The sequence below is a fragment of the Companilactobacillus kimchiensis genome (assembly GCF_001438805.1).
Lineage (GTDB): Bacteria > Bacillota > Bacilli > Lactobacillales > Lactobacillaceae > Companilactobacillus > Companilactobacillus kimchiensis.
Genome location: NZ_JQCF01000001.1, coordinates 251,704 through 275,621, shown reverse-complemented (window position 1 = coordinate 275,621; position 23,918 = coordinate 251,704). Strand labels below are relative to the sequence as shown.

22 protein-coding genes are annotated in these 23,918 nt (G+C 36.4%); 18 read left to right on the top strand and 4 right to left on the bottom strand.

Going from position 1 to position 23,918, the window contains the following annotated elements:
* Positions 1 to 30: 30 nt before the first annotated feature.
* Complete coding sequence (gene rplS / locus IV57_RS01470) at positions 31 to 384, top strand: 50S ribosomal protein L19 (RefSeq protein ID WP_057879709.1); 354 nt, start codon at positions 31 to 33, stop codon at positions 382 to 384.
* A gap of 272 nt (positions 385 to 656) precedes the next feature.
* A complete protein-coding gene (locus IV57_RS01465; RefSeq protein ID WP_057879708.1) occupies positions 657 to 4,391 on the top strand; it encodes an LPXTG cell wall anchor domain-containing protein in 3,735 nt (1,244 codons plus the stop codon).
* Positions 4,392 to 4,454: 63 nt separating this feature from the next.
* Here IV57_RS01465 and IV57_RS01460 read toward each other — a convergent pair whose 3' ends face one another.
* On the bottom strand, positions 4,455 to 5,309 hold the full coding sequence (locus tag IV57_RS01460; RefSeq protein ID WP_057879707.1) for a MurR/RpiR family transcriptional regulator: 855 nt from the start codon (positions 5,307 to 5,309) through the stop codon (positions 4,455 to 4,457).
* A 127-nt stretch (positions 5,310 to 5,436) separates the two neighbouring features.
* Between IV57_RS01460 and IV57_RS01455 the strand changes: the two genes are divergently transcribed.
* A complete protein-coding gene (locus IV57_RS01455) occupies positions 5,437 to 6,420 on the top strand; it encodes a Gfo/Idh/MocA family protein (protein ID WP_057879706.1) in 984 nt (327 codons plus the stop codon).
* A gap of 169 nt (positions 6,421 to 6,589) precedes the next feature.
* Here IV57_RS01455 and IV57_RS01450 read toward each other — a convergent pair whose 3' ends face one another.
* Positions 6,590 to 7,207 (bottom strand): histidine phosphatase family protein, encoded by a 618-nt coding sequence (locus tag IV57_RS01450; protein ID WP_057879705.1) that lies wholly within the window; start codon positions 7,205 to 7,207, stop codon positions 6,590 to 6,592.
* Positions 7,208 to 7,535: 328 nt separating this feature from the next.
* On the opposite strand from IV57_RS01450, the gene serC reads away from it, so the two are divergent.
* Positions 7,536 to 8,615: a 3-phosphoserine/phosphohydroxythreonine transaminase gene (gene serC / locus IV57_RS01445; RefSeq protein ID WP_057879704.1), complete on the top strand. Its 1,080-nt coding sequence runs from the start codon at positions 7,536 to 7,538 to the stop codon at positions 8,613 to 8,615.
* 15 nt (positions 8,616 to 8,630) lie between these two features.
* Positions 8,631 to 9,800 carry a phosphoglycerate dehydrogenase gene (locus IV57_RS01440; RefSeq protein ID WP_057879703.1) on the top strand — a complete coding sequence of 390 codons (1,170 nt, stop codon included), beginning with the start codon at positions 8,631 to 8,633 and terminating at the stop codon, positions 9,798 to 9,800.
* Between the two features lie 37 nt (positions 9,801 to 9,837).
* On the opposite strand, the gene lexA is transcribed toward IV57_RS01440, so the two are convergent.
* Positions 9,838 to 10,461 (bottom strand): transcriptional repressor LexA, encoded by a 624-nt coding sequence (lexA, locus tag IV57_RS01435; protein ID WP_057879702.1) that lies wholly within the window; start codon positions 10,459 to 10,461, stop codon positions 9,838 to 9,840.
* Positions 10,462 to 10,558: 97 nt separating this feature from the next.
* Here lexA and IV57_RS01430 point away from each other — a divergent pair, with 97 nt between their 5' ends.
* The 13 genes from IV57_RS01430 to purD all read left to right on the top strand — a co-directional run bounded on the left by IV57_RS01430 (position 10,559) and on the right by purD (position 22,596).
* Entirely contained in the window at positions 10,559 to 10,801 is a 243-nt protein-coding gene (locus IV57_RS01430; protein WP_057879701.1) for a DUF896 domain-containing protein, read from the top strand.
* A 61-nt stretch (positions 10,802 to 10,862) separates the two neighbouring features.
* Entirely contained in the window at positions 10,863 to 11,084 is a 222-nt protein-coding gene (locus tag IV57_RS01425) for a YneF family protein (RefSeq protein WP_057879700.1), read from the top strand.
* A gap of 239 nt (positions 11,085 to 11,323) precedes the next feature.
* On the top strand, positions 11,324 to 11,806 hold the full coding sequence (purE, locus tag IV57_RS01420) for a 5-(carboxyamino)imidazole ribonucleotide mutase (RefSeq protein ID WP_057879699.1): 483 nt from the start codon (positions 11,324 to 11,326) through the stop codon (positions 11,804 to 11,806).
* Complete coding sequence (gene purK, locus IV57_RS01415; protein ID WP_083488847.1) at positions 11,799 to 12,929, top strand: 5-(carboxyamino)imidazole ribonucleotide synthase; 1,131 nt, start codon at positions 11,799 to 11,801, stop codon at positions 12,927 to 12,929. The genes purE and purK overlap by 8 nt, the downstream gene beginning before the upstream one ends.
* A gap of 3 nt (positions 12,930 to 12,932) precedes the next feature.
* Entirely contained in the window at positions 12,933 to 13,640 is a 708-nt protein-coding gene (gene purC, locus IV57_RS01410; protein ID WP_057879698.1) for a phosphoribosylaminoimidazolesuccinocarboxamide synthase, read from the top strand.
* A 12-nt stretch (positions 13,641 to 13,652) separates the two neighbouring features.
* Positions 13,653 to 13,901, top strand: a complete 249-nt coding sequence (gene purS, locus IV57_RS01405) for a phosphoribosylformylglycinamidine synthase subunit PurS (RefSeq protein ID WP_057879697.1) — start codon at positions 13,653 to 13,655, stop codon at positions 13,899 to 13,901.
* Positions 13,902 to 14,576 carry a phosphoribosylformylglycinamidine synthase subunit PurQ gene (purQ, locus tag IV57_RS01400; RefSeq protein ID WP_057879696.1) on the top strand — a complete coding sequence of 225 codons (675 nt, stop codon included), beginning with the start codon at positions 13,902 to 13,904 and terminating at the stop codon, positions 14,574 to 14,576.
* Positions 14,576 to 16,786, top strand: coding sequence for a phosphoribosylformylglycinamidine synthase subunit PurL (gene purL, locus IV57_RS01395; protein WP_057879695.1), 2,211 nt, complete (start codon positions 14,576 to 14,578; stop codon positions 16,784 to 16,786). The genes purQ and purL overlap by 1 nt, the downstream gene beginning before the upstream one ends.
* Positions 16,771 to 18,177, top strand: a complete 1,407-nt coding sequence (purF, locus tag IV57_RS01390; RefSeq protein WP_057879694.1) for an amidophosphoribosyltransferase — start codon at positions 16,771 to 16,773, stop codon at positions 18,175 to 18,177. The genes purL and purF overlap by 16 nt, the downstream gene beginning before the upstream one ends.
* Positions 18,178 to 18,188: 11 nt before the next feature.
* Positions 18,189 to 19,211 carry a phosphoribosylformylglycinamidine cyclo-ligase gene (purM, locus tag IV57_RS01385; protein ID WP_057879693.1) on the top strand — a complete coding sequence of 341 codons (1,023 nt, stop codon included), beginning with the start codon at positions 18,189 to 18,191 and terminating at the stop codon, positions 19,209 to 19,211.
* Positions 19,208 to 19,786: a phosphoribosylglycinamide formyltransferase gene (purN, locus tag IV57_RS01380; protein ID WP_057879692.1), complete on the top strand. Its 579-nt coding sequence runs from the start codon at positions 19,208 to 19,210 to the stop codon at positions 19,784 to 19,786. Before purM ends, purN begins: the two co-directional genes overlap by 4 nt.
* Complete coding sequence (gene purH / locus IV57_RS01375) at positions 19,786 to 21,327, top strand: bifunctional phosphoribosylaminoimidazolecarboxamide formyltransferase/IMP cyclohydrolase (protein WP_201782893.1); 1,542 nt, start codon at positions 19,786 to 19,788, stop codon at positions 21,325 to 21,327. The genes purN and purH overlap by 1 nt, the downstream gene beginning before the upstream one ends.
* 12 nt (positions 21,328 to 21,339) lie before the next feature.
* A complete protein-coding gene (purD, locus tag IV57_RS01370) occupies positions 21,340 to 22,596 on the top strand; it encodes a phosphoribosylamine--glycine ligase (protein WP_057879690.1) in 1,257 nt (418 codons plus the stop codon).
* A gap of 690 nt (positions 22,597 to 23,286) precedes the next feature.
* Here purD and IV57_RS01365 read toward each other — a convergent pair.
* Positions 23,287 to 23,916 carry a lysophospholipid acyltransferase family protein gene (locus tag IV57_RS01365; protein WP_057879689.1) on the bottom strand — a complete coding sequence of 210 codons (630 nt, stop codon included), beginning with the start codon at positions 23,914 to 23,916 and terminating at the stop codon, positions 23,287 to 23,289.
* Between the last annotated feature and the right edge of the window lie 2 nt (positions 23,917 to 23,918).

The window sequence follows — 23,918 nt, the reverse complement described above, 5'->3', positions numbered from 1 at the left end:
ATATATGAGTGTCGACAGGGAGAATTATTTATGAATAACTTAATTCAAGATATTACTAAAGAACAATTACGTTCTGATGTTCCTGACTTCCGTAGTGGTGATACAGTTCGTGTCCACGCTAAGGTTGTTGAAGGTTCACGTGAACGTATTCAACTATTCGAAGGTGTTGTCATCAAGAGACATGGTGCTGGTATCAGTGCTACATATACTGTCCGTAAGATGAGTAATGGTGTTGGTGTTGAAAGAACATTCCCATTAAACACACCTCGTGTTGAAGAAATCGAAGTTATCAGACATGGTCGTGTACGTCGTAGTAAGCTTTACTACCTACGTGCTCGTACAGGTAAGGCTGCTCGTATTAAAGAACGTCGTCGCGACATCTAATAATACACATTTAGATCAGCAATTTAACTTTAAAAAATAAACCGTAATTCTCAATTGTTTGAGAGTTCGGTTTATTTTTTTGACTATTTTTCTTAAATAAAAATATTTATATGCCAATTGGGTAAATATTAATAAAATATTCAAATTAAGAAAAGGATTCTAACAAACAGTGGCATGCATGATTTTCCTGTAATGCTATATTGTTCAATGCGTATAGAAATATTAATTTGTTAATAATAAAGATTGAATATATATGGATGAGGTAAGCTGTCGTGAAGAATTTAGTAGATAACCCAAAGAATAAAGTATTTAAAGAGGATAGAAAATGGTTATATGTTGCTGGACTAACGGCTTTGAGCATAGACTTAGTATTGAATACTAATACTCAATCTGTTCAGGCGGCGGCAGATGATAGTGTAACTACAAGTACAAATGCAGCACCTAAAGCACCAGTTAGCACTTCTAATGTTGATGCAGCAAAACCAGCAGTAACTTCTAAACCAACTACTGATTCTCCAACCGTGTCAAATGGGACTACTACAGTTACTAAATCAGCTGATGGGGTAACTACTGATCCTACATCGGTAGAAAAAACTCCAGTAACACCAGTACTAGCGTCTGAACCAGTAGCAGAAGCACCAACACCAGAGCCAACGACTGCATCTACAATTAAAACAGGTATACCAGCGGTTGATCCTGCAGTTGAAGCTAATAAACCAGATTCTGAGAAGCTATCGGATAGTTATGATGCTGCTGAAACACAGACGGATACTGCCAACGATGATGCTAAAGCAGCTAATGATAGTTTGAGCGCACTTCAAGGTATATTAAATAAAAAAGATTTGACTACAACACCTAATTGGCAAAGTGATCTACAGGAAGCTTTAGATGATTATCAGGCTAAATCCGGTAAATTTAATGATACTTTGGCTGATACTGATGCAACAGTTGCAACATATCAAGCTACTATTAATGCTTTGGTTGCTGCAAAGCCTAGCGCAGTTTCATCGGTTACTCAAGATGGTAAAACGGTCGGTAATAATACACTTGAAGACTATGATGGAATAGTTAAGGATTATCAGAATACAATTAATGACCAATTGAAGGTTGTTCAGAATAATAAAGATAATTATGGTAAGGCAGAAGCTGTTAATACTGCTCAAAGTAATTTAAACACCGCTGCAAATACTTTGAACGATGCAATTACTACTTCAAAAAATTCATCAGATTATGTTGAAAATATCAACACGATAAATGAATTAAAAATTGCTTATGATGCCGCAGTTACTGCTTATAATAGTGCAGTGGATACTTATGATAAGACTAATTCAGATGGTCCTTCAAAAGTTGTTGTCAGTACCACTACTGCGGATGGACAAAAATCCTCAACCGATTCAGTTGATAAAATAGTAAGTTATTTAAAATCAGCAAAAGCTTACGCAGATGCTAAAGCAGCTTATGATATAACTAACAGTCAGACAAGTATCGTAAATAAAAACTTAAATAATTGGAAGACAGCAGTCGCTGCTTATCAAAAAGCTTTGAACACTGTTCAAGCGATAGATGATTCAGGTATTCAACCAGCCAATTCTTCAGATATTGAAAAAGGAGAGACAGACATTATAACTGCAGCTAAAGAGTTGCAGGAACTCCAGAAGAAATATTCAGATTTGTCTGGATCAGAAGGTGCTTCAGAGGTAGATTTTGCTGCAGCTTCTAAGAATATAAGCGTCAAAACAAGTGATCTACAGAAATATATTGATAATTGGAGTCAGGCGGTTACAGCTTATAAAATCGATATTCAGAGAGCGAGTCAAGTAGATACAGTTACTAATACAGTTTTAAGTGATGATTCAGTGAAAAAATTAAAAACCTTAGGTGACAGTGTTAAGACTGCACAGGATACTTTAAATAATTCAGTGGGAACACTGGTTGAAAATCAAAAGGTTTATCAAGCAGCACTAAATAATTATCAAGATTCAGTAGATATTTCCAAATCTAAATTAACAGATTTGACTCCATTACAAAATAATCTAAGTGACGAAATCACTAAAAATAATAAGATTATTGATGCAACTGATTCACTTGTTAGTGTTAAAAAGACGCAAAGATTACTTCAACAGAAGATTGATGAAATCAATGGAGTTGCTGGTTTGATCAATAATACAGCTAAAGTTTGGAATAGTACTTCTCAGGCTGCCAATGTTACTAATGAATGGGGAATCTTAGCTACCCAAATCAAAGAAATTGGTGATACTTATATTGCTACTGGTGCTTTATATAATGATGCCATAACTGAACCGAAGAACTCTTCCTATGGTAATTTAGCTAAGGCTTATGCCGATGCGGTTGATGATTTCAATAAAGCCACTGGTTCAGCCCTAGGGATACAGAAGCTTACTTCTGTAGAGGCTTTGCAGGGGGAATTAACTGCTTTTAATGGCGATTTGACAACTTTTAAAGATAACTATGGACAATTATTGATTAAAATCAATGATCAAAAACCGAATGATGCCTTAAATGATGCTGCTAAAATAAGTATGCAAAATGCAGCAAAGCTATCTACTGATAATACGGATACATCTGTAGTAAAAAACGGAACGTCAAAAACGTCACTTACGGTCGATATATATATGGGTGACAGTCTAGATAGTTTTGTTAATAACAATGATAATGATGTTGATAGTGATACTTATGGAATGGAACTAGGGGATAAAGCGGATCCCGAGATGACTACTAATAGTGATGATCTTATTAATGTTGATATTCCTACCATCTATAAAAAAGATTTAATTAAGGAAACTGATGATAATGGAACACATTACTATGCTTTAAATGCTACTGATCAGGCTGCTGTGGAGAGTGCGTTGAGAAGTTCAGTTAAATCGACTTATTCTCAAGATGGAAAAAATTATTATCTAGCAGCCATTGTTGTACCCGGAACAAAAATAGATCAAGCTCAAGGGGCGCCTGGTTCAACTAGCAACTTTTATGTGTTTAAAACGGCTGATCCAATCTCCGAGCTTTTTGGTAGTTTATTTAAAGGAATTGGGTACGATCTTCATGAGCAGCCTACCTATAAATTCTATTATCTTGCTGAACCAACTATTACAACTACTGATGACAAGGGTGGTAAGACGATAGGTGCATCTCCTGTTTTCGATATAGTACAAACATCTACTTTAGACAATATTGTGAATTTAAATTCTGAATTATCATTAAACAGTAATTTACTACCAGCCTTACCAACTTATACGGATACTGAATTAGGGAAATTGAAAGATGCTCCTGAGGTAGAAAATTATTCTGGAGGAACAAAAGTCAATTCTGAGTTAGGAACAGTCACTGGTGTTGTAGCACCAATAATAACTTTGGCTAAGGCTTCATTACCTCAACAACCAAAGGACAATACTTCGACTACAAATAATTCTCACAATGGCAGAAATACTAATACCGGTACAGGAACTAACACTAGTACACCAGGAAATCCAGAAATAAATCCAGTTACACCTGGCAATCCAACTGCAACACCAGAAACTAACACAAATATTCCTAGTGATCCAAATGTAACAACACCAGAAACAAATACCAACACTCCTAGTGATTCTAATGGGACGACTACTAAATCCACAGATCCAAGTGAACCTGGAAATAGTGTGACTGATACTGATAACAATAATGTCGGTCAAAATAATAATGTGACAGTTACTAACTATGATGGAAATGCTCAAACGGATAATATTGCAGTTTATAATTTCGGCGGCGGAACTCCAAGTTTGAACGGTTATAATCCAGCATATAGTAATAAAACGACTACTATGACTAATGTATCAAACGTAAATGGAGTCGCTTCTGACATTCATAATGCTTTGAATACATTGCCACAAACTGGTGATGCTAAGCAAACTAAGTTGCAAATGTTAGGCGCAATCTTACTTTCATTTGTTTCAGTAATTAGTGGTATCAGTTTTGGCAAAAAGAGAAAAGCAACAGCAAGAATTAAATGATTTTAAGTAAAAAAATGGCCATCAATCCCCTTATGATTGATGGCTATTTTTGTTCAAAGAATTTTAAAATCGTGAATTGGAAAAGAGTTTTTCTGATGCTAGACGGTGGCGCTGGTTGTCATCATAATTAGCAACGAATAAACATGAATATAAGGTGTTGAGAATATATTCGATAGCGACTTGTGAAGCAAAGGGCGAAATTTTGACGGCTTTACTTTCGGTATTAATGATTGGCAGGACTAGGTCGCTTAACTTAGCGATTTCTGAGTCTTTATCAGATGTGATCGTGATGATCTTACAGCCGTTTAATCTTAAAATTCGAGCAATTTGGTAGGTATCTTTACTACTACCACTATATGAGATCAAAATGGCACAATCATTTTTGGTGAAGTTCGAGGCCAAAAAATTATTTTCACCGAATAAAACTGGCATAGTAACATTAAAATTGATCTTCATTAGTTTATTTTGAAAACTCAAAGCAGCGGTATAAGTGTCACCATATGAAAATAATCCTAATTTATCGGATTTGAGAATATCTCTGACAGCTCGTTCTAAAAGTTCATTTGATAAGAGATCACTAGTTTGAGTAATGGAATCTTTCATGACTTCGAGGATCTTTTGTGATATTTCTTTGTTGGAATCATCTTCAGTAAAGGGGAAGTCAGGGTCGACAGTAGAAATATTATCATAGTGTTTCTGCAATTCAGCGGCTAAGTTGATTTTGAAATCTTGATAACCCTTTAAACCGAGTTTTCTACATAGGCGGACAATCGTGGAAGTAGAAGTGAAAGTTTTTGAAGCTAGAGCTTGGATAGACATTGTAATAACTTGTTCTTTATTTTGTAAAATATATTGGGCAATTGTTTTTTCGGAACCGTTAAATTTTTCGCTTGTTTGTAGTTGTTTGATTATTGTCATTTTGTTCCACCCATCAAATAAAAAATATAAATATTTTTGGAATATTATTACCATTCTGTACATATTGCATTTATTACTATTCTAGCGTGTTTAAATTAACTTGAAAAGAAAATAAGGAGTGGTTGAAATGAAATTAGCGATTATTGGATCAGGTAACATTGTGCATGACTTTTTAACTATTACGAAGGATTTAAAGGATACTGAACTTACAGCTATTATCGGTACAACGAGAAGTTTAGATATTATGAAACAACTTCAGTCAGAGTATCAGATTGGGACTGTTTATACTGATTTTGATAAGGCCTTAGCCGAAGGGGATTTTGATACCGTCTATGTGGCCGTACCTAACTTTTTACATTATGCTTTTTCTAAAAAGGCTTTGGAACATGGCAAAAATGTTATCTCAGAAAAACCATTTACTGTTAAATATGAGGAATTTCTTGATTTGCAAAAGATTGCTTTGGAGAAAAAATTGGTTTTGGTTGAAGCAATCACTAATCAATATCTTCAAAATTACATCGATTTGAAGAGCAAATTGCCTGAATTAGGTGATTTGAAATTAATCGAGAGTAACTATTCACAGTATTCATCACGCTATGATGCCTTTGAAGCCGGTGAAATCTTGCCAGCTTTTGATCCTAAAAAGGGTGGTGGAGCATTGTTAGATCTCAACATCTATAACATCCACTTTATCGTTGGGTTATTGGGGCGTCCAAAGAAAGTGTTATATTTACCAAATATTGAACGTGGTGTCGATACATCAGGTATCCTGACGCTTGATTATGGGACCTCTAAGGCCGTTGCCATTGGAGCTAAGGATTCAGTCTCACCAATCAGAAAATCAATTGTCCAGGGTAATAAAGGCTCAATTGTTGTTAATGGTCCTACCAATAAGATGGCATCATTCGATGTTTATGATAAAGACAAGAATTTATTGGAAAAAGTTGATCATAATATTTATCCAAATCGGATGTATCAGGAATTTGTTGAGTTTGAACGGATCATTCGTGAAGATGATTTAGTAGCTGTGAAAACTAGGTTAACTCACAGTGATGATGTAATGTGGGTGGTTCAACAGGCATTGGCCTCAGCTGATCTGAAATTAGAATAATTAAAGGGGAGCGGGACAAAACATGTTCAGCTTCCGAGCATTAATGTAAAAAGGACGACAACTCGATTTTGAGTTGCCGTCCCTTTTGGATTAAGCGGAGTGAAACTATGTTTTGTTCCGCGTTTATGCTGCATGTTTGAGTAAAAAGGCAGTTATGTCCCAAACTCTTTTAATTGAATTTTTGATTATAATATTCCAAATAAAATTCTTGATCAGACAAACCAATGATCTTGGTAACCGAGGTATTGCCAGGTTCAGGTAAGCTCATTGGATCCTTGGGTTTTAAAACATCCAAAGCGGCAGCTTTGACAGTGAAACCATGAGTTACGCAGATGATTTTTTCATCGGGATATTGATGCATCGTGTCGATCAAGAAATCGTGAACTCGATTAATGACACCATCAAAGGTTTCACCGTCAGTGGCATACTTGACATAGATAGGTAAAACATCATCCCAATAATCGTTATAAGCATCAGGATGAATTTTTCTGAGGTCGGCATTTTTTTGACCATCCCATTGACCATAAGAGATTTCCAAGAGCCGTTTGTCAAAGCTGACTGGCAAGTGGGCTTGGTGATTTAAAATATCGGTTGTTTGTTCAGTTCGATGCAAGGGACTGCAAATAATCCGGTCGGCAAAACTAATATCGAAGTTGTTAGCCAAAGTTTGAGCCTGCTTTTGACCATTTTTATTAAGATAAGTCATTTCGTTATTGATGGTACCTTGTTTCATTTTCATGACGTTGGCGGCAGTTTGTCCATGCCGGATCAAGTAGAATTCGGTCATCTTTTCTCCTTTGTGATTCATTGTTAAAACCATTATATTCATGAATTGAAATAATTTCCAGTTGACAATTATTAAAATAATGTTAAAGTGATTTTAAGTTAATTGGAGGTTCTTTAATATGAAAAATATCAATAAAACATTTAACCTTGCAGTCTCCTCCAAGTCTACATATAGATACATGTAGGCTTATTAACCATCGTTAAACCTCATGTATAGATGCTAGACATTTTATATCTGTGAGGTTTCTAATATTTCAAACACTGGCTTCCTCACAGAAAATTTATCTGTGAGGATTTTTTTATCTAATTTTAATTAAGGAGTGAACGTTATGACTACTATTTATAATTTTGCAGCAGGTCCCGCAACGATGCCAGATTCTGTTATCAACCAGATCAAGGAAGATTTGCCCTCATATGCTAATTCTGGCATGAGTGTGATGGAGATCTCCCATCGTTCGGCACTCTTTGATGGAATTATTGATGATGCTAAACAAGATCTGCGTGACCTTTTAGGGATTCCCGATAATTATCAAGTATTATTTTTTCAAGGTGGCTGTACCTTACAATTTACTGCAGCACCACTCAATTTAGCCAATAATTATCACAGAATCGCTTTATTAGATAGTGGTCATTGGGCTGACCGAGCCCGGGATGAAGCCCAGAGAGTAGGAACAAAGGTCGATGTTTTAGCTTCAACTAAAGCAGATCATTATACTAAGTTGCCAGTTTTAAAAAGTTTAACTCAGAATACCTATGATTATTTACACATTACTACGAATAATACGATTGAAGGGACTGCCTATTCAGAATTACCGGATACCGGAGCCACTGAATTAGTTGGTGATATGTCTTCAAATTTCTTGGGACAACAATATGATATGAAAAAGTTTGGTCTAGTTATGGCAGGTGCGCAAAAAAACTTGGGCATTGCTGGTTTAACTATAGTGATTGTTCGAAATGATTTAATTGGTAAAGTTAAAAATTTGCCAAGTATGATCGATTACGATTTATTTGCCAAGAAAAATTCGATGTTCAATACACCACCAGTTTTTGCTATTTATACTGCGGGATTAGTTTTGAAATGGTTGAAGGAACAAGGTGGGGTATCTGAGATGGAACGTCGCAACCGTCAAAAATCTGGTCTACTATATGATTTTTTAGACAACTCACAGTTGTTTACTGCCCCAGTTGAGAAAGCAGCTCGTTCATTGACTAATGTACCCTTTATTACCGGACAACCAGAGTTAGATACCAAATTGATTGCTCAGGCAGCTGATGTAGGACTTTTGAATATTAAAGGGCATCGTTCAGTTGGTGGAATGCGAGCTAGTTTGTACAATGCGATGCCATATGCTGGTGTCGAAAAATTAGTTGATTTTCTAAACAAATTTGAAAAGAACAACCGATAATAGGGGGAAAGACCAATGTATGAAGTTAAAACATTTAACGCAATTGCCCAAAGTGGCTTAGATACTTTTACTGATAATTTTGAAATTAATCAAACCGATGAACCAGATGCTTACTTGATTCGGTCAGTTAATTTATTGGCGGCCGATTTTCCAGAGAGTTTAAAAATAATTGTTCGGGCAGGAGCAGGCGTTAATAATGTGCCTTTGGATCGTGCCACTGAAAAAGGTATCGCCGTCTTTAATACCCCTGGAAGCAATGCCAATGCGGTCAAGGAGTTAGTTGTGGCTTTGATGATCGATACGGCAAGAAATCTCTTTGCAGCTCATGATTATTCAAATGCGCATACAGAAGCGGATGTTTCACAACGGACTGAAAAGGATAAAACCAAGTTTAATGGGACGGAATTGGCGGGTAAAAAAATAGCCGTGATCGGTTTGGGAAATGTTGGATCAATGGTTGCTAATGCGGCTCTTAATTTAGGGATGAAAGTTATCGGTTATGATCCTTATTTGTCAGCTAACGCGGCTTGGAGAATTAATAACAAGGTTAAACGAGTTGACTCAATCAAGAAGGCTGTTAAAACTGCTGATTTTGTAACGGTTCATGTTCCTAAGAATGAAAATACAATTGGTTTGATTGGAACTAAGGAAATGACTGAAATGAAAGATGGCGTGGTTTTATTCAATTATTCACGTGTGGGAATCGTTGATAATCATGCTGCTGTCAAAGCCATTCGCAATGAAAAAATTAGTCATTATTGTACAGACTTTGGAGAACCAGTGATTGCTAACCAGCCTCAAATTACTATTACTCCCCATATTGGTGGTTCAACTTTAGAGGCCGAAACAAATGGTGCTATTCAGGGTGCTAATACTGTCATGGATTATCTGGAAAATGGAGATACCACACACTGTGTCAATTTACCAAATATGCAAGTTAGTTTTGAAACAGCTTATCGAATAACTGTCATTCATCAAAATGTACCTAACATGGTTGGACAGATCAGTACCCAACTAGCCCATTATGGTATCAACATTGAAAATATGGCTAATGCAGCTAAAAAGTCAGTTGCTTATACCATTATTGATATTGATGGCTTGAATCAAAATAATGAAAGTGATTTAATAACAGCGTTGAACTCAATTGTTGAAGTTTATCGAGTACGGGTTATTAAACATCAGTAATAAAAAAGCCACCCGCAATTTGCGAGTGGTTTCATCTTTAAAAAATTTGTGAACGATATAGTCCAACAACTTTGCCGAGAACTTCAACGTTATCCAAAATAATTGGATCCATCGTATCATTTTCTGGTTGTAAGCGGTAATGTCCATTTTCCTGATAGAATCTCTTACATGTGGCTTCAATATCTTCAGTCATCGCAATAATGATTTCACCATTATTAGCAGAATTTTGTTCGTGGACAATGACGTGGTCGCCATCATAAATTCCAGCATTGATCATACTTTCGCCATGGATTTCTAACATAAACAATTCTCCAGAATCACGGTTAAGATCAGGTGGGATAGGGAAGTAACCATCAGGATTACGTTCAGCCGTAATTGGTTGACCCGCAGCCACAGCACCTAAGATAGGAATTTGTTTTGATTTGATTCCAATAGAATTTAGCCCTGCACCAGTAAGCTCGATTGCTCTTGGTTTTGTAGGGTCACGTTGGATGAATCCTTTTTTCTCGAGACGAGATAAATGACCATGGACTGTTGAAGTCGAAGATAAATCGACAACTTCACAGATTTCTCTGACAGTAGGTGGATATCCATGTTCATCTAAATAATCATAAATACATTGTAAAATTTGTGACTGTTTAGAGCCTTCAGCTTTTGACATTAGAACACCTCATTGTTAATATCTTAAATAGATTGTATCAAAATATGAATACAAGTTCAAACAAGTGTTCGATTGAAATGGGGGAGAGTTTTAAATAATGAATGAACAAGATAAATTACTTAAAAAAATTAACGAATTAGCTCATAAAGCTAAAGATGGCACGATTACTAAAGAAGAAGAAGATCAACAAGCAGAACTGAGAAAAGAATATTTGAAGAATTTTCGAGAAAGTTTTAAATCCCAAATTGAGTTAATGCAGGTTTATGACAAGGACGGAAATGAAGTAACACCTGAAAAAGTTAGAGAAATTCAACGGAAAAAGGGATTACGTGACGATTAGGCTTTTAATTAGCACGTTTTTTTTGTAATATTAATAGGTATATGGAAAGGGTGAAACATAAATGGGAACAACAATCGTAGTTGGTATTTTAGCTTTATTGATCGGTTTAGTCGGTGGTTTCTTCGCAGCCAGATGGTATATGAAGAAATACTTCCAAGACAATCCACCAATCAGTTCAGATATGATCAAGCAAATGATGGAACAAATGGGACAAAAACCTTCACAAAAGAAGCTTAATCAATTAATGAGTACTATGAAGAATTCACAAAAGAATAATAAATAGTCGAAATATTTAGACGTTATACATATTTTTATATGTATAACGTCTATTTTTTTATACAAAAAATTAACCTTGAATTTAATTACGAACTATTTGTATTTTATTAATTATAATATACAAAATGTAAACGTTAAATACGAATGATTATGAAAAATAATTGCATAAAATACGGATTTAGCATTGAAAGAATTTTCATAACTTGATAAACTTTGGATACCAAAGCAAGAAGGGTGGAAATTTTAATGAGTGATGTAGCAATAGTTATGGGTTCAATCTCCGATTTGAAGATTATGCAGAATACTATTGACGTCTTGAATGAACTTGGTGTCAGTTTTGAAACCAAAGTTATCTCGGCACATCGGACGCCACAAGAAATGTTAGATTTTGCCAGGTCTGCTAGCAATGATTTTAAAGTGATCATTGCAGGAGCTGGTGGAGCCGCACATCTGCCAGGGATGATAGCTTCCTCAACAACTCTACCAGTGATTGGGGTACCAGTACCGTCACGGTACCTTAAGGGGATGGATTCCTTATTATCAATTGTCCAAATGCCTGCCGGTGTTCCGGTAGCGACAGTTTCCATCGGTGAAGCTGGGGCTAAAAATGCGGCCATTCTAGCTACGAAAATTTGTGCCTTAAATAATCAAACCTATCAAAAATCACTCAGTGATTATGTCGAAGTAATGCATGACAAATCAATAGAAAGTGGGAAAAATCTTGGATAATATCTTACTACCAGGAGCTACGATTGGAATTATCGGTGGTGGTCAACTTGGTCAAATGATGGCTTTTTCAGCTAAAGAAATGGGTTATAAAGTTATTATTTTGGATCCACAAGAGAATTGTTCTGCCGCTCAAGTATCGGATGATCAGATTGTTGCAGCCTATGATGATTTGGATAAACTGATTGAATTAGCTAAAAGATGTGACGTTTTAACTTATGAATTTGAAAACGTTGATGCTAAAGCCATCAATGAAGTAAAGAAGTACACACAAGTGCCCCAAGGAACCAAAGCTCTACGAGTAACACAGAACCGAGTCTCTGAAAAAAACTTTATTGAAGCTAATGGTTTTAAAGTTGTTCCTCATGTTGTGATCGAAAATATCTTCGAGTATCACCGCGGTGTTGAAGAATTAGGTTCTCCCGTGATTTTGAAAACTATCCGTGGTGGTTATGACGGTAAAGGTCAAATTAGAATCGATGATCCTGAAAAGGTTTGTTATGCCGATATTGAAGAGCTTCTGATGCAAGGTCCTTGTATGTTGGAGAAAAAAATCGATCTCAAAAAAGAAGTCTCAGTAGTTGTTTCCGCTAATAGTAATGGTGAAACTTCGATTTTCCCAGTGATTGAAAATGTGCATCGGCACAATATCCTTCATTTAAGTACCTGCCCAGCTAATATTTCTGAAAAATCCGCCCAACACATCTATCAAGTTGGCGAAACCCTAGCCAAAGAACTCGAATTAGTTGGAACCATGTGTATTGAGTTTTTTGTTTCCGAATCCGACGAAGTTTTTGTGAACGAAATTGCACCTAGACCACATAATTCGGGGCACCTGACAATTGAGGCTTGTAATATTTCTCAATTTAATGCTCATATTCGTGGTGTATGTAATTTACCAATGCCCAAGATCAAACTTTTAAAACCAGCAGCCATGGTTAATTTGCTTGGTCAGCATTTAGATAATGCCAAAAAGGATTTAGTTAATCATTCAGACTGGAATTTCCATGATTATGGCAAAGATGTCGTGAAAGAAAACCGCAAGATGGGACATATCACGATTTTAAGTGATGATCTCACAGCAACAAAACAAGCTATCGAAAATAATTCAATTTGGGACGTGTAAATTATGACAGAAGATAAATTGCTTTATACCGGTAAGGCGAAGAATGTTTACCAAGCCGAAAATGATGATGAAGTTTTGATTGTTTATAAAGATCAGGCGACTGCTTTAAATGGTAAGAAAAAAGAACATTTACCAGGTAAAGGGACATTGGATTGTCAGATTTCGGCCTTGGTTTTTGACTACTTGATTAAAAATGGTATCAAAACTCACTTGGTGAAGAATATTTCTGACCATGAACAATTAGTTAAAAAGACGACTGTTTTTCCTTTAGAAGTTGTTTTGAGAAATATTACTTCAGGAAGTTTGGTTAGAAAATTCCAAATTGAAGAAGGTCAACATTTAGCTGAACCAATTATCGAATTTTATTACAAGAGTGATGCTTTAGATGATCCCTTTATCAACGAATCCCAGATTCATGCTTTGGGAGTTGCTGATAAAACTGAACTTGAATATATCAAACAAATGACCGTAAAAGTTAATGATCTATTAGTACCATTTTTTGCCCAGAGTGATTTTGATCTAGTTGATTTCAAACTTGAATTTGGCAAGATCAATAATGAAATTATCCTTGTAGATGAATTTTCACCTGATAATTGCCGAATTTGGGATAAAACCAGTCACCATTCAATGGACAAAGATGTCTTCAGAAAACATGAAGCTGATTTAGTTGAAACTTATCGTCAAGTCTTGCAACGATTAACAACCAGATAATAGGAGAAAATAATGAAATTAGTTAAAGTTTATGTAACTCTCAAGAAATCAGTTTTAGATGCTCAAGGTGAGGCCATTAAATCAGCCATTAACACGATGGGTTATGACAAAGTTGCGGATGTTCACATGGGTAAATATTTTGAATTAAGTTTTGCAGATGATTATAACGCAATGGAAAAAGATGTTGATGCCATCTGTGATGAACTTTTAGCCAATCCCAATATTGAAACTTACCGCTACGAAATTGCGGAGGCAGAATAGATGAAATTTGCCGTTATTAATTTTCCCGGTTCCAACTGTGATATGGATCTATATTATGCCATTAGAGATGGTATTAATGAAAAAGTTGAATTAGTTGATTATCGAAATAATAGTTTGGTCGGATTTGACGGGGTATTGATTCCTGGTGGTTTTTCTTATGGTGATTATCTACGCAGCGGGGCGATTGCGGTTCATGCTCCAATCATTAAGGAAATCGTGCGATTTGCTAAGGAAGGTAAAATCGTTTTCGGTGTCTGCAATGGTTTCCAAATTTTGACTGAATTAAACTTGTTGCCTGGTGCCCTAGTTCAGAATGAGAAAAACCGTTTTATCTGTGACACTGTTGATTTAACAGTAGTTAATAATCAGACAGCTTTTACCAACTGTTACCAAAAGAATGAAAATATTAGAATTCCAATTGCTCACGGTGAAGGTCGTTATCACTGTGATGAGACTACGCTGCAAGAAATGATTGCAAATGGACAAATTGTTTTCCGCTATCAAGATAACGTCAATGGTAGTGTTGATCAGATTGCTGGGGTAACAAACAAAAATGGAAATGTCCTTGGGATGATGCCCCATCCAGAACGTGCTGTTGAAGATATTCTTGGTTCCGCTGACGGCTTGAAGTTATTCCAATCAATAATCAATTATCAAGTAAAGGTGAATAATTAATGACTGAACCTACGGCTAAACAAATTAAAGATGAAAAAATTTATCAACAATGGGGTTTGACGGACTCCGAATATGAATTGATCAGCCAAAAGATTTTAAAACGCTTGCCTAACTACACGGAAACTGGTCTTTATTCAGTTATGTGGAGTGAGCACTGTTCTTACAAGAATTCTAAAAAAGTTCTTCGTAAAATGCCTAACAAGAGTCCTCGTGTTTTAGCTGGACCAGGCGAAGATGCTGGAATTTTAGATATCGGTGACGATCAAGCGGTTGTTTTCAAAGCTGAAAGTCACAATCATCCTTCAGCTGTTGAACCATATCAAGGTGCTGCAACTGGGGTTGGTGGAATCATCAGAGATATTTTCTCAATGGGAGCTACTCCGATCGCTTTGTTGGATAGTTTGAAGTTTGGTCCGTTGAAAAATGGTCAAACTAAACATTTGGTTAACGAAGTTGTTGCTGGTATCGGTGGATACGGTAATTGTATTGGTCTACCAACCGTTGGTGGAGAAGTTTCCTTTGAAGATTGCTACGAACACAATCCTTTGGTTAATGCGATGTGCGTTGGCTTGTTGAACAAAACTGAATTTAAACACGGAACAGCCAGTGGCGATAATAACTTAATTATCTATGTTGGTGCTAAGACCGGTCGTGACGGGATTCACGGTGCAACTTTTGCTTCTGATGAATTTACCGATACGAAAAACAAACAACGTTCGGCCGTTCAAGTAGGGAATCCTTTCATTGAAAAGTTGTTGATGGATGCTTGTGTGGAAATTATTGAAAAACATTCTGAATGGGTTTTAGGAATTCAAGACATGGGTGCAGCGGGATTAGTATCATCAACTGCTGAAATGGCCTCAAAGGCTGGTAGTGGATTGGTTCTAAATCTAGATAAAGTTCCCCAACGTGAAACCAAAATGTCAGCTTATGAAATGATGTTGTCAGAATCACAAGAGCGCATGGTGCTTTGTATTAAACCAGATTACTTAGAGGAAGTTTTGAATTTCTTTAGAGACTATGAATTGGATGCGGTCGTGATTGGTCGAGTTACAACGGATGGTCAATATAAAATTTATCATCAAAATAACTTAGTAACTGATATCCCGGTCGACAGTCTGACAGAAGATGTTCCTGAATATGACCGTCAAGAAACAGAACCACAACGAATGATTGATGACAAAGATTATCGTTTTATCCCCGAAATTACTTCACTTGAAGAAACTTGGCAAGAAATGTTGCAACGCCCTAATATCGCTAGTAAAAAACATTTTTATCAGACTTACGATTCACAGGTTAAAGCTAATACACTAGTTCGTCCTGGTGGAGATGCCGGTGTGGTTAGAATCCGTGGTACTAAAAAAGCTCTTGCCATGACTAACGATAGCAATTCTAAATATACTTATTTAAATCCCTTTATCGGTGGTCAAATTGCGGTCATGGAAGCAGCCCGTAATATTGTGGCTACTGGTGGTGAACCGATTGGTGTGACTGATTGTTTAAACTTTGGTAATCCAGAGGATCCCGAAGCTTTTTATGAACTTGATAAGAGTGTTGAAGGTATTTCATCGGCCTGTGAGTTGATCAAGACACCTGTTATTTCAGGAAATGTTTCGCTCTACAACGAATATAACGAAGTTGCCATTTATCCTAGTCCCATGATTGGGATGGTTGGTTTGATTGATGACATTGACAAGATCACTACTATCGGTTTTAAAAAAGCTGATGATTTGATTTATCTAATCGGTCAAACTCAGGATGATTTCAATGGTTCAGAACTTCAGATGCAAAAGACTGGTGCCATCAAGGGTGATTTACGTCCATTAGACTTACAAACAGAAAAGTTTAATCAAGATTTGATTAAAACAGCTATCGCCCAAAAATTAATTAAGAGTTGCCATGATTTATCTGAAGGTGGTCTGGCGGTAGCCTTATCAGAATCTGCCTTTGACAACCAATTAGGTTTTGAAATTAAAACCACTTTAACGTCAGCTCAAATGTTCTCAGAAACTCAATCACGCTTCTTGGTAACTATTGCGGCAGAAGATCAAGTTAAATTTGAAACCTTATTACAAACTGATTTTGAATTATTAGGTCAAGTTACTACTGAACCAGAATTTGTAGTTACAACAACTGATGAAAAAGTTTCAATTGATGGAAGACAAGCTGAAACAAATTGGAAGGAGGCAATTCCATGTTTAATGAAGTAAAAAGTTTAAACGAAGAGTGTGGTGTTTTTGGAGTATGGGGTGCTGAAAATGCTAACTACTTAACTTATTTGGGACTTCATAGTCTCCAACATCGTGGTCAAGAAGGTGCCGGAATTGTTTCGAATGATGGCAAAAAGTTGCGAATTTATCGTAATTTGGGATTGTTGACTCAAGTTTTCTCTAAAACAGAATATCTAAATAGTTTGGTTGGAAATTCGGCAATCGGTCATGTTCGTTATTCGACCGCTGGTGAAAATAAAATTGAGAACGTGCAACCATTATTGTTTGATTTTACGGATACGCAAATTGCCTTAGCACATAACGGTAATTTGACGAACGCAACGACACTCAAAAAAGAATTAGAAGATGCTGGTCATATCTTTAAATCAAGTTCAGATTCAGAGGTTCTTGTACATTTGATCAGACAATCTAAAGTAGGTTCTTTACACGAACGAATTATCGAATCGCTCAATAAGATCCAAGGTGGTTTTGCATATTTGTTATTAACCAAGGATTCTTTGATCGTAGCATTGGATTCCCATGGGTTTAGACCATTATCAATCGGTAAATTGGAAAATGGTGGTTACGTTGTAGCCAGTGAAACTTGTGCTCTGGATGCAGTTGGTGCCACTTTAGTTCGTAACGTGCAACCAGGTGAATTGATCACTATTTCTGATCAGGGGATGGAGATTGATAACTGGACAAATAAAACACAACTAGCCATCTGTTCAATGGAATTTATCTACTTTGCTCGTCCAGATTCCGATATTTTAGGGATCAACGTTCACTCAGCTAGAAAACGAATGGGGGCTAACTTAGCTAAAGAATCACCAGCTCCTGGAGATATTGTCGTTGGTGTACCTAATTCATCTTTATCGGCTGCCAGTGGTTACGCCGAAGCTAGTGGGTTACCTTACGAAATGGGTTTGATCAAGAATCAATACATGGGTCGAGAATTTATTCAACCAACTAAAGAGCTTCGCGAAAAGAGTGTTCGTCAAAAATTAGCTGCCGTTAAAGGTGTTGTCCAAGGAAAACGCGTAATTTTAGTTGACGATTCAATTGTCAGAGGAACTACTTGTGCCTACATCGTCCAGTTGTTAAAGGATGCTGGGGCGACTGAAGTTCATTTACGGATCGCCTCACCAAGATTTAAACATCCTTGTTTCTTTGGAATCGACATTCAAGAGAAGAGCGAATTGATTGCCGCACATAAGAGTATTGCTGAAATGAATCAAATGTTTGGTTCAGATTCATTGAAGTTCTTGAGTGAAGACGGTTTGATCAAAGCAATTGGTTTAAACGCCGATGCCCCATACTCTGGATTGGATATGTCGTATTTTAATGGTGATTACCCAGCGTATCTTTATGATTATGAATCTAAAAAATAAGGAGGACTAGCATGTCTAATCCCTATCAAGATGCCGGTGTAAATGTTGAATCTGGTTATAAGATTTCTAAATTTGTGAAACAGAATATCAAAAATAACGGCAATATCGGTAACTTCGGTGGTATTTATGAAATACCTGAAGGTTACAAACATCCGGTACTGGTTTCAAGTGATGATGGTGTTGGAACTAAATTATTATTAACGATCGAAGCTAAAAAGTGGGATACGATTGGAATTGATTGTGTGGCCATGTGCGTCAACGATATTTTGTCGCAGGGTGCAATTCCCCAATACTTCTTGGATTATATTTCTACTGGAAAAGTTGATGCCAAAGTTGAAGAAATCCTCAAAGGTGTCATCGAAGGTTGTAATCAAGCCAATGCTAATTTAATTGGTGGTGAGACCGCTGAGATGCCGGGTGTTTACAGTGAACATGATTATGACATCGCTGGTTTTTCAGTTGGTATTTGTGAAAAAGATGATTTAATGAAAAAAGAGAATGTTCAAGCCGGTGATGTTTTGATTGGTCTGAAATCGAGTGGGATTCATTCGAACGGTTATTCATTAGTTAGAAAGATTTTTTTCCAAGATCATAATTTTACGGTCAACAGTGTATTGCCTGAATATCCAGAGATAACTTTGGGTGAACTATTGTTAACTCCAACTAGGATCTATGTACAAGATTTGGTGCCATTACTTGATGAGCGTTTGATCAAAGGAATTTCACATATTACTGGTGGTGGTTTCTTCGAAAATATTCCGCGAATGTTACCAGAGAATTTGGTTGCCGATATTAATGTGGATATTTGGCCAAAATTACCAATTTTTGGACTTTTACAAAAATATGGCAAGTTGGAACTACTAGATATGTATCATATTTTCAATATGGGCTTGGGTATGGTGATTGCCGTTGACCCTAGTAAAGAAATTGAAGTTTTAGAGCTTTTGAATGAATTTGAAACGGTCGCTTATACAATTGGCGAGGTAGTACCTAAGGAACAAGAAAGTTTGATTCTGAAGGGAGCTAAGCTGTGAAAGTAGCTATTTTCGCTTCTGGAAACGGAAGCAACTTTGAGGCCATTGCCAAATCAACCGAATTGAGAAATGCTGGTTTGGAAATTGAAGTTTTAATTTGTGATCAGCCGCAGGCCCATGTAATCAAGCGAGCTGAAAAATATCATATTCCAGTCGAAGTTGTTAAATTATCAGACTATGACAACCGTGGTTTATATGAACAGGCCATTATTGAAAAATTAAAACCACTTCAAATCGAATATATTTTATTAGCCGGTTATATGAGGGTGGTGACGCCAGTTCTTTTGGGAGAATATCCTAATCATATAATCAATATACATCCGTCACTATTACCGAAGTTCTCAGGACTGGAAGCAATTGAGCGAGCCTTTGCTTCAGGAGATAAAGTAACAGGTGTCACGATCCATTATATTGATGAAGGGGTTGATACTGGTCCAATTATCAAACAGTGTCAGGTCGTTCGTTTACAAAATGATACTGAAGAAACCTTGGAACACCGGATTCATCAAACCGAGCATCAAATGTATCGACAAGTAATCCTTGATCTATTAAATAAAAATAATGGAGATAAATAATGAAAAGAGCATTGATTAGTGTTTCTGATAAAACAGGTGTGGTTGAATTTGCGAAAGGTTTGATCGCCAATGATTTCGAAATTATTTCAACTGGTGGTACTTACAAGAAACTTCAAGAAAATGGTGTAAAGGTTACTGAAATTGATGAAGTAACTAAGTTCCCAGAAATTCTTGATGGTCGTGTTAAAACACTTCATCCAATGGTTCATGCTGGATTACTAGCTAAACGTGATAATCCTGAACATATGGAAACTTTGAAGAAACTAAATATTCAAACTATCGATTTGGTCTGTGTTAATTTATATCCCTTTAAAGAAACTATTTCAAAAGATGATGTCACACCAGCTCAAGCAATTGAACAAATTGATATCGGTGGTCCATCAATGATCCGTTCAGCTTCAAAGAATTTCAAGAGTGTTTACGTTGTGATTGATGCCAATGATTATGTAACAGTTTTGGAAAGTATCAAATCAGCTGAAGATGATGTTATTTTAAGACGTCGTTTAGCTGCCAAGGCTTTCCGTCACACGGCTGAGTACGACAGTATCATTGCTCATTATTTAACTGATTTAAATGGGGATGAATTCCCAGACGTTGAAGTACTTGGTTACGATTATCATCAAGAATTACGTTATGGTGAAAATTCTCATCAAAAGGCTGCCTTTTATCAAAGTGCAATGCCAACTGAATATTCAATCGCCTCAGCTAAACAATTACATGGTAAAGAACTTTCCTTCAATAATATTAAAGATGCCGATGCTGCTTTGAGAATCGTCTCTGATTTCAGTCAACCATGTGTCGCTGCTTTGAAACATATGAATCCCTGTGGAGTTGGAGTTGATGAAACGGATATTTACCAAGCTTGGCGTAAAGCTTATACAGCCGATACGATGTCAATTTTTGGTGGTATTGTAGCAGTCAACCGTGAAGTAACTAAGGAAATTGCTGAAGAAATGCACAAGATCTTCTTGGAAATTGTTATTGCTCCTAGTTTCTCAGCTGAAGCTTTGGAAATTTTGGAAGCTAAGAAAAATATCCGTCTTTTGACACTTGATTTTAGTAAAGCAAAAGATGCTGACAAACACGAATACGTTTCTGTCATGGGTGGTTTATTAGTTCAGGAACGTGATACGACCGTTGATCAATTGAGTGAGTTTAAAGTTGTTACTGACAAAACTCCAACTGCCGAAGAAATGAAAGCTCTCTTATTCGGTCAACAGATTGTTAAGCATGTTAAGAGTAATGCCATTGTCATTACAACAACTGATAAGACTCTGGGAATTGGTGCTGGTCAAATGAATCGTATTGGTTCCGTTAAGATTGCCATTGAACAAGAAGAATTGGCTGATGAACATGCACCGTTGATCATGGCTTCGGATGCCTTCTTCCCAATGGATGACTGTGTTCAATACGCTGCTGAACATAAGATCACTGCTATTGTTCAACCGGGTGGTTCGATCAAGGACCAAGATTCAATTGATATGGCTAATAAATACGGAATAGCAATGGTCTTCACAGGTAGAAGACACTTCAAACACTAGAGAGGTCTTTTAATGAAAATACTTGTTGTAGGTTCTGGAGCACGTGAGGATGCCATTTGTAAATCACTTTTGAAAAACTCAGACAACGTTGTCTTCTGTGCCCCAGGCAATGATGGTATGAAGATGGCTGGAATCAAAACGATTGCAATCAATGAAGACGATTTTGATCATTTAACTAAATTTGTCCAAACTAATAATGTTGACTATACAGTTGTGGGACCAGAAGAACCTTTAGTAAATGGAATCGTTGATTTTTTCAAACGGAAAAAACTGCGAATCTTTGGTCCAAACAAAATAGGTGCTCAAATTGAAGGATCTAAATCTTTTACGAAGAAATTGATGGCTGATGCGAAAATTCCAACGGCTGACTATCAAGAATTTACTGATTTAAAACAAGCGCATGAATATTTGAAGACTAAAGTTAGTTTTCCTATCGTGATCAAGGCTGATGGTCTAGCGGCTGGAAAAGGTGTCTATATTGTTCGCATCCTAGATGATGCGTTGGAGATTGTCAGTGAACTTTTAGACGGTCATAAATTTAATACTAGAAAAATTGTAATCGAAGAGTTTCTAGAGGGTGAAGAATTTTCATTAATGGCCTTTGTGGATCATAAACGCTTTTATCCGATGCCATTGGCACAAGATTATAAGAAAATTTTTGAAGATGATAAGGGTCCGAACACTGGTGGAATGGGTGCAGTTTGTCCAGTGGCAAATATTTCGTCAGAGATTGAACAAACGGCTATTGAAACCGTTCTGAGGCCATTTGTGAATGAGCTTTATCAACAGGGAATTAAGTATACTGGGATAATTTATGCTGGATTGATTTTAACTAAAACTGGTATTAAAGTGATTGAATTTAATGCCCGTTTTGGTGATCCTGAGACAGAGGTTGTTTTACCACGATTAGAATCGGATTTGTCAGAAATGATTGACAAGATATTGAATCATAAAAAAATTGTTCAGGTTGAGTGGCAAACGACTGGTTTGAATTTAGGAGTCTTTGCTGTCAGTAAAGGTTATCCACAAAAACCAATTTTTGGAAACTTAGGCGATAAGGAGATATTTAAAAATTGTCCGTTACCAGTAAACTATGCCGCCGTTCGTAAGGAAGACCATAAATTGTATAGTAATGGCGGTAGAATTTATTTGATACAGACAAGTGCCTCAAATTTAACCGATGCACAAAGAATCATTTATCAGCAGTTAGACCAAATGGATCAAACAAACATTTTTTATCGTCGTGATATCGGTAAAAACTCCATTTAAAAATATGAGATGTGATTCTAAACTTTAAATAAAAAGAAACTGAGAAATTCCATTATGGAATCTCCAGTTTCTTTTTGGGGTTTATTGTTATTAAATCAAATTGATTCTTGGATAAGAGATTAAAAAAATAGTTGCTCGAAGGAAAAAGGGAGGCTATGCTTTAAGAAGTTGATGTCCGTGATTCTTTAAGTTGATAAAAATAAGTGCTTTTCTAATTTCAAAGTACCGGTATATCAATCTTTCTTTAGTGTGTTCCCCATATACATGGGGATGATTCTCTAGGAAATTCTTCTTCAAAATAATACTTAACGTGTTCCCCATATACATGGGGATGATTCTACAGCACCACCAACAAATGTGCCTGCAAGAAAGTGTTCCCCATATACATGGGGATGATTCTTATTTATTACGGTTCAGAATGACGTGGGAGTTGTGTTCCCCATATACATAGGTGATTCCATACCAAGAATTTAATATATTTGAGCAGACAGGTTACTCGGCAATATTAAACCGTTATATTATTTTTGAACTTAGTTAAGAAGATTGTTCGGTATTTAACGATAATCTTAGTTTTTGATTCCAAATTATATTTATTCATATAAAAAGGCTCCACAAATGTCAACTTTCTTACCTGACATTTGTGGAGCCTTTAAACACGATGAAGTATAGTTTTTTATTTTTAGTATATAATTATTTATGTTTCTTCTTAGGTGGAATATATTCGAAACTTGGATCAATCTCTTTGTCGATTGACTTCCAAGCTTCCTCCATATCATCGTTAACTTGTTTAGTTTGTTTCTCATCTAATTTGGCCTTGAAGTCAAAGTCGATCTCAGGTCCGATTCCTACGGTAATCTGCTTGTGCAATAATAAACCACCAAAGGTCAATGGTCCTTGATAAACGAAGGGAACCAGTGGTGCTTTGGAAAGTTTAGCAATCAGTGAGGCACCACCCTTAAGTTCTTCAGAATAGCGAGTTCCAGAAGGGAACATGATCAAAACACGTCCTTCTTTTTTCAAGGCTTTAACTGGTGTTTTGATGGCTGAAGGTCCGGGATGAACTCGATCAACTGGAAAAGCATGTGCATGAACTAAGATATACCTTAAAATCGGATTTTTAAAAAGTTCCTTCTTAGCCATAAACGTGGCATCACGTGGCGCAATTACTAAGGCAAAAAAGATTGGTTCCCACCAAGTTCGGTGGGGAGCAACTAAAATATATGGTTTATCGGGGAGGTTCTCTTTACCAACAATGTCAAAACGACCATTTAGTAAAAAAACTAAGCCCCGTACTAAGACACGAATAACTTTATAGAACATAA

What these genes read in the sequence shown, in the direction of transcription:
- IV57_RS01455 (WP_057879706.1), top strand. Translation starts at nt 5,437, where the DNA reads ATGAAATTAGCGATTATTGGATCAGGTAACATTGTGCATGACTTTTTA.
- purM (WP_057879693.1), top strand. Translation starts at nt 18,189, where the DNA reads ATGTCTAATCCCTATCAAGATGCCGGTGTAAATGTTGAATCTGGTTAT.
- IV57_RS01365 (WP_057879689.1), bottom strand. Translation starts at nt 23,916, where the DNA reads ATGTTCTATAAAGTTATTCGTGTCTTAGTACGGGGCTTAGTTTTTTTA.
- IV57_RS01440 (WP_057879703.1), top strand. Translation starts at nt 8,631, where the DNA reads ATGTATGAAGTTAAAACATTTAACGCAATTGCCCAAAGTGGCTTAGAT.
- serC (WP_057879704.1), top strand. Translation starts at nt 7,536, where the DNA reads ATGACTACTATTTATAATTTTGCAGCAGGTCCCGCAACGATGCCAGAT.
- purE (WP_057879699.1), top strand. Translation starts at nt 11,324, where the DNA reads ATGAGTGATGTAGCAATAGTTATGGGTTCAATCTCCGATTTGAAGATT.
- purD (WP_057879690.1), top strand. Translation starts at nt 21,340, where the DNA reads ATGAAAATACTTGTTGTAGGTTCTGGAGCACGTGAGGATGCCATTTGT.
- IV57_RS01460 (WP_057879707.1), bottom strand. Translation starts at nt 5,309, where the DNA reads ATGACAATAATCAAACAACTACAAACAAGCGAAAAATTTAACGGTTCC.
- rplS (WP_057879709.1), top strand. Translation starts at nt 31, where the DNA reads ATGAATAACTTAATTCAAGATATTACTAAAGAACAATTACGTTCTGAT.
- purQ (WP_057879696.1), top strand. Translation starts at nt 13,902, where the DNA reads ATGAAATTTGCCGTTATTAATTTTCCCGGTTCCAACTGTGATATGGAT.
- purL (WP_057879695.1), top strand. Translation starts at nt 14,576, where the DNA reads ATGACTGAACCTACGGCTAAACAAATTAAAGATGAAAAAATTTATCAA.
- lexA (WP_057879702.1), bottom strand. Translation starts at nt 10,461, where the DNA reads ATGTCAAAAGCTGAAGGCTCTAAACAGTCACAAATTTTACAATGTATT.
- purS (WP_057879697.1), top strand. Translation starts at nt 13,653, where the DNA reads ATGAAATTAGTTAAAGTTTATGTAACTCTCAAGAAATCAGTTTTAGAT.
- IV57_RS01450 (WP_057879705.1), bottom strand. Translation starts at nt 7,207, where the DNA reads ATGACCGAATTCTACTTGATCCGGCATGGACAAACTGCCGCCAACGTC.
- purF (WP_057879694.1), top strand. Translation starts at nt 16,771, where the DNA reads ATGTTTAATGAAGTAAAAAGTTTAAACGAAGAGTGTGGTGTTTTTGGA.
- purH (WP_201782893.1), top strand. Translation starts at nt 19,786, where the DNA reads ATGAAAAGAGCATTGATTAGTGTTTCTGATAAAACAGGTGTGGTTGAA.
- purC (WP_057879698.1), top strand. Translation starts at nt 12,933, where the DNA reads ATGACAGAAGATAAATTGCTTTATACCGGTAAGGCGAAGAATGTTTAC.
- IV57_RS01425 (WP_057879700.1), top strand. Translation starts at nt 10,863, where the DNA reads ATGGGAACAACAATCGTAGTTGGTATTTTAGCTTTATTGATCGGTTTA.
- IV57_RS01430 (WP_057879701.1), top strand. Translation starts at nt 10,559, where the DNA reads ATGAATGAACAAGATAAATTACTTAAAAAAATTAACGAATTAGCTCAT.